Below are 3678 nucleotides of genomic sequence, written 5' to 3' on the forward strand. Positions count from 1 at the left end.
GCCGCGGGGACCACGGCGGCGGTGCGACCGGGGGCGGGAGGTGCCCCGCCGGCGGCTGTCGACTCGGCCGCCGGCGCGGCGCGCGGCGGCGCGGGAGCGGGAAGCGGGGTACCGGAGGACTTATCAGACATTGACATCGGGCCCAATGTTTGTTCCGGGGGGTGGGGTGGGTATGGCCTCAGCGTGCCGGGCGGCACCGTGGTCGGCCCCTTCCGTGACTCTCCGACCGCGGTCTGTCCCAGGCGGCAGCAGCACCCCTTCCGGGGAGCAGGTACCGCGACGCGGCGCAGGTGCGCGCCGACGACCGCGGGACGGCGCGGAGACGGGGTGTGCGGTGGACGCACCGCAGCGCCCGTCCGGCACCTCGGTGCCTTCGGGCGCTGCGTGGTGTGCGCTTCTCATTCGCATGTGGAGCATTCGCCCGGCTTCCGGGTGCCGCGCTCGCGCGCGCCATCCGGCTGCCGCGCCCTTCGTCCCGCCCCGCCGGGCGCACCGCCACCGGTGGTGGAGCCACCGGTACGGCGGGCCGGGCAGCGCGCCGTTCGCCGCGCCCTGGGATCGGGGGCGGTCGCACGGCTCGGTACTGGACGGAGGACGATGGCCGTGGTGGCCACCCGGGACTGTCGACGGTGACGGTCGGCGGGTGCCGGCCGGGCGGGTCGACCGGACGTCAGGAGGCGAGAACCTCGTCGAGCAGCGTCTCGGCCTTGTCCTCGTTGGTGGCCTCGGCGAGGGCCAGCTCGCTGACGAGGATCTGGCGGGCCTTGGCGAGCATGCGCTTCTCACCCGCGGACAGGCCGCGCTCCCGCTCGCGACGCCACAGGTCGCGGACGACCTCGGCGACCTTGATGACATCACCGGAGGCGAGCTTCTCCAGGTTCGCCTTGTAGCGGCGGGACCAGTTGGTGGGCTCTTCCGCGTACGGGGCGCGCAGCACCTCGAACACGCGGTCCAGACCCTCCTGGCCCACGACGTCGCGCACACCCACGAGCTCGGCGTTCTCTGCCGGGACGCGGACTTCCAGGTCGCCCTGAGCGACCTTCAACACCAGGTAGAGCTTGTCCACGCCTTTGATCTGGCGAGTTTCGATTGCCTCAATCAGCGCGGCCCCATGATGGGGATAGACCACGGTGTCGCCAACCTTGAACGTCATGTGACAGGTACCCCTTCCGTGGCTATCCAGGGTAACACGCCCTCACACGCTATTGAATGACGTTTTCGCAGGTCAGGCCATATCTCGGGGGTTGACAAGGACGCCGCGGCCGTGCTGCGGACGCCCGGTTCGGGCAGGTATCCGCAGGTCGGGGGCGGGGTGGGCGCAACCGGATTCACGCGGCACCGGCGGCCGAGAAGTCGCACCCAACACCCCGAAAGACGGCGAATGGTGTCCGGTTTGCCCTGGTTGCACAAATCACATCACCGGCCGATCCGGGTGCATCAGGAATTGATCACCGGAAGGCGCGCGGGAGTTTGCCGATTGTGCGGCGCCGCGCCGCCCGGACCTCGCCTTTCCCGCCCGCCGCACCCACCGCGGAGCGCCGCGCCCCGCACCGGGCTCCCACCTGCCCCGGGCGCGCCGCCACGCGCGTCACCCACCCGACGGGATCGAAGCGGGCGACGCGCCCGGGGCGAGTGCGGAGGCCGCGACCCGGGTGGGTAGGCTGGCTCGCCGACAGATCACCGACGACCTGAGAACCCTCTCGACGATCACTGACGACCAGGCGGACCGCGTCCGAGCGGGCCGCCTCCCGTTCGCCCAAGGAGATGCCGCCGCCGTGAGCAGCAGCCTTCGACGCGGTGGCCTGGCCGCGACCGCAGTGTTCACGCTCATCCCGCTGACCGCCGCGTGCGGTGCGGGCCTCAACGCCGAGACCAACCTCGTCCAGCCGCCGAACGCCTCGCGGCAGATCGACGACGTCAAGATCGAGAGCATCAACGTCGTCCTGTCCGAGGACGGCCCCGCCGCCGTCACCGGCCGGATCTTCAACGACAGCACCGAACCGCTGACGCTGATCTCCATCACCCTCCCGGAGTCCGGCGAGGAGTTCGAACTCGTGCCGGTCGAGGGCGAGTCCACCGTCGAGATCCCCGCCAAGGGCTCCATCGGCCTCGGCGGCGAGGGCAATGTCGGCGCGTTCGTCACCGACGCCGAGGGCGCGGGCGTCGTGCTGGGCAACGCCCAGGCGCTCGTCTTCGACATCCAGGAGGTCGGCAGCGCGGAGCTGCGCGCCACCGTGGTGCCGATGGTCGGCGTGGACGGCGCGTTCGCCCACTACGAGCTGTGGGGCCCGGACGGCATCCCCGGCACCGAGGACGACCCGGCCGAGGACGGCACCGAGGGCGCGGGTGACACCGAGGGGGCCCAGGAGGGCACCGAGGACGCCACCGGCCCCGGGGACAACCAGGAGAGCGACGAGGACACCGAGGGCGGTCAGGAGACCGCGGGGAGCGGCGAGGGAACCGACGGCCAGTCCCCCGGCGAGACCGAGGACGGCGAGGGCGGCGAGGGCGGTACCGCCGGCGCCGGCACCGACGGCTGACCGACTCACGCCGCGGCCCGTGGCGGCCCAGGCCGAGAGGCCCGCACCGCCACGGCCTGTCGCACACTGCACGTTGCACGGCCGGGGGCCGGTGCACCGCCCGTCGGGGCGGGCACCGGCCCCCGGCCGTGGTGTGCCGTGAGCCGCGCCGGCCGCGCCCGGGAAGCGGGGGACGGCCGGCGGCAGCGGCAGCCGGTCAGGGCTCGAACTTGTACCCGAGCCCGCGGACCGTCACCAGATAGCGCGGGGCGCCCGGGTCGGGCTCGATCTTGGCGCGCAGCCGCTTCACGTGCACGTCCAGCGTCTTGGTGTCGCCGACGTAGTCGGCGCCCCAGACGCGGTCGATCAGCTGCATACGGGTGAGGACGCGGCCGGCGTTGCGCAGCAGCATCGCCAGCAGGTCGAACTCCTTGAGCGGCAGGTCGACCTTGCGGCCGTCGACGGTGACCACGTGGCGGTCCACGTCCATACGGACCGGTCCGGCCTCCAGAGCGGTGGGCACCTCCTCCTCGGTCTCGCCGCGGCGGCGGAGCACCGCGCGGATGCGGGCGACCAGTTCGCGGGAGGAGAAGGGCTTGGTGACGTAGTCGTCGGCCCCTATCTCCAGGCCGACGACCTTGTCGATCTCGCTGTCCTTGGCGGTCACCATGATGACCGGGACGTTGGACCGGCCGCGGAGCTGGCGGCAGACCTCGGTGCCGGGCAGGCCGGGGAGCATCAGGTCGAGCAGCACGAGATCGGCGCCGTTGCGCTCGAACTCGTCCAGTCCCTCGGGCCCGGTGGCCGCGACGGCGACCTCGAAGCCTTCCTTGCGGAGCATGTACGACAAGGCGTCGCTGAACGACTCCTCGTCCTCGACCACGAGTACACGGGTCACGGGAGCGCCTCCCGGGCGATTTCGTCGGTGCGGATGGGAGAGGTGGGTGCGGCGGCCGGCAGTCGTCCGGGGGGACCGGCGACGACGGATGCGGTGAGAGGAAGGGAACGGGTGGGCCCGGCGGGCCCGGTGCGGTCAGCCACCGGTGCGGTGGCGCGGCCGGTGGCGTCGCCCGGTTCACGTCCGGGGCGCGGCGCCGCCCCGGGCCGGGGGGCGGCGTCGGGCGCCGTCCCGCTCCCGGGGGTGGCGGCGCCGTGCTGC

3 protein-coding genes are annotated in these 3678 nt (G+C 73.0%); 1 reads left to right on the forward strand and 2 read right to left on the reverse strand.

Going from position 1 to position 3678, the window contains the following annotated elements; genetic code table 11:
- Positions 1 to 670: 670 nt before the first annotated feature.
- Positions 671 to 1153, reverse strand: a complete 483-nt coding sequence (locus HCN56_RS24340) for a CarD family transcriptional regulator (protein ID WP_167932518.1) — start codon at positions 1151 to 1153, stop codon at positions 671 to 673.
- A gap of 622 nt (positions 1154 to 1775) precedes the next feature.
- Here HCN56_RS24340 and HCN56_RS24345 point away from each other — a divergent pair.
- Positions 1776 to 2540, forward strand: a complete 765-nt coding sequence (locus HCN56_RS24345; RefSeq protein WP_167974626.1) for a DUF461 domain-containing protein — start codon at positions 1776 to 1778, stop codon at positions 2538 to 2540.
- Positions 2541 to 2736: 196 nt separating this feature from the next.
- Here the strand turns inward: HCN56_RS24345 and phoP are convergent, their stop codons facing one another.
- Positions 2737 to 3417, reverse strand: a complete 681-nt coding sequence (gene phoP / locus HCN56_RS24350) for a two-component system response regulator PhoP (protein WP_167974628.1) — start codon at positions 3415 to 3417, stop codon at positions 2737 to 2739.
- Positions 3418 to 3678 lie beyond the last annotated feature (261 nt).

The organism is Streptomyces lonarensis (assembly GCF_012033735.1).
GTDB classification, from domain to species: Bacteria; Actinomycetota; Actinomycetes; order Streptomycetales; family Streptomycetaceae; genus Streptomyces; species Streptomyces lonarensis.

What these genes read in the sequence shown, in the direction of transcription:
- HCN56_RS24340 (WP_167932518.1), bottom strand. Translation starts at nt 1,153, where the DNA reads ATGACGTTCAAGGTTGGCGACACCGTGGTCTATCCCCATCATGGGGCC.